The sequence below is a fragment of the Amycolatopsis rhizosphaerae genome (genome assembly GCF_007713715.1).
GTDB classification, from domain to species: domain Bacteria; phylum Actinomycetota; class Actinomycetes; order Mycobacteriales; family Pseudonocardiaceae; genus Amycolatopsis_E; species Amycolatopsis_E rhizosphaerae.
The window spans coordinates 1-1,468 of sequence record NZ_VJWX01000838.1 but is presented as its reverse complement, the minus strand read 5'-3'; the positions used below and the strand labels follow the sequence as shown (position 1 = coordinate 1,468).

The following is a 1,468-nucleotide window of genomic DNA, read 5'->3' as shown; positions in this document are numbered from 1 at the left end:
CCCTAACGCCTTGCCGCGGCCGGATCTCGGACACCCGCCGGTGGCGCGGGGCGTTTCGGGGTGAAAAGGGTTTCCCTGTACCGGTTCGCGCCGGTTCGAGTGGCCTGAGTGCCCCTCACTTGAACAGGCTCACCGCCCGGGAGATGACCACGGCGAGGGTGACCAGTGAGACCGCCGACTGGCACAGCATGAGCACCTTCGCCCAGCGCGACATCGGCATCACGTCGGTGGGGCTGAACGCCGTGGCGTTGGTGAAGGACAGGTAGAAGTAGTCCAGGAAATGCGGTTCCCAGTCTGGGTGCTCGGCGGGATCCTCCATCTGCGGGAAGCGGAAGTCCGGTTTCGGCCGCTTGGCCAGCGCCCTGGCCACCGGCCCGCCCCGGTCGCATTCCCAGTACCACAGCGCGAAGGCGATCACGTTGGTCAGCCAGATCGCGCCCCCGCTGCCCAGCAGCGGCCCCGGGTCCTCCCCGGCCCGGGCGGTGAGCAGGTCGTTCACCAGCAGCACCGCCGACCAGCCGTTGGCGAGGCTGATGACCGCGATGAGTGCGATCGACAGCGGGCGCAGCCACGGGTGCTCGCGGCTGATCCGCACCGGGTTCAACGCGATCAGCAGCGCCACCAGTGCCACCTCCAGGCACGGCAGGAGCCAGTGCGGGTGGAAGGCGAGGCGGTCGGGCAGGATCAGTTGCAGGACCACCGCCAGCACGATGGCACCGGTCACCGCCCAGCGCTGCTCGCCCTTGGTCACCCGCAGCCAGGCCGGCAGCGCCTGGTTCGCCGTACCGGCCAGCTTGGCCGCCGAACCGGACACGGGGTGCTTTCCCCGGCACAGCAGCTCTTCGAGCCGGAGCAGCTCGGCGCGCACCGAATGCAGCGCGGCGAGGTGCTCATGGGTCGCGTCCTCGTGGGGCGCGTCCTTTTCCTCCGGTTCCTGGGGCATTCTCCTGGTCCTCTCACCCTGGTTTCGCGGTCATCCTGGCACTGGCCGCCTGTGCCGTCGCTGTGAAGCAGTCGTCTTACTATGAGAGAAAGAACTCCCAAAATATGGTCACCCTCGGTAGGGTCTTCGCCTGCGCCTGGATCCGCCCTGGTTCGATTGGTCGTCCGATGTGGCCGTTTCCGGGGAATCGCTGGTCGGCCTGCTCGACCCCCGGCCGGGGGAACGGGTGCTGGACGTGGCGTGCCGCACGGGGTGGCTGACCGCCGCGATCGCCGCGCGGGGTGCGGCGGCCACGGGAGTGTGCGGCGATCCGGGGAAGATCGCTCGGGCGGGCGAGGCGCATCCGCGCGCCCGTTTCGCGGTGTCCGGTGTGTACGATCTCGCCGTCGGCACCCCGTACGACGCGGTCTTCTCCTATGCGGCCCTGCACTGGCTGCCCCGGCCGGAAGAGGCGCTCGTCTCGATTCGGCGAGTGCTGCGCCCGGGCGGGCGCCTGGTGGTGGAGACGGGCGCGGAGGGCAACTG

At 69.8% G+C, this 1,468-nt stretch carries 2 protein-coding genes; one reads left to right on the top strand and one right to left on the bottom strand.

The genetic code is table 11. The features are described 5' to 3' along the window. Positions 1–115 precede the first annotated feature (115 nt). Positions 116–943, bottom strand: coding sequence for a DUF1345 domain-containing protein (locus FNH05_RS37285; protein WP_144593526.1), 828 nt, complete (start codon positions 941–943; stop codon positions 116–118). A 169-nt stretch (positions 944–1,112) separates the two neighbouring features. On the opposite strand from FNH05_RS37285, the gene FNH05_RS37280 reads away from it, so the two are divergent. Next, positions 1,113–1,468, top strand: a 356-nt coding sequence (locus FNH05_RS37280; RefSeq protein ID WP_144593525.1) for a class I SAM-dependent methyltransferase, incomplete at its 3' end; no start/stop codon positions are given.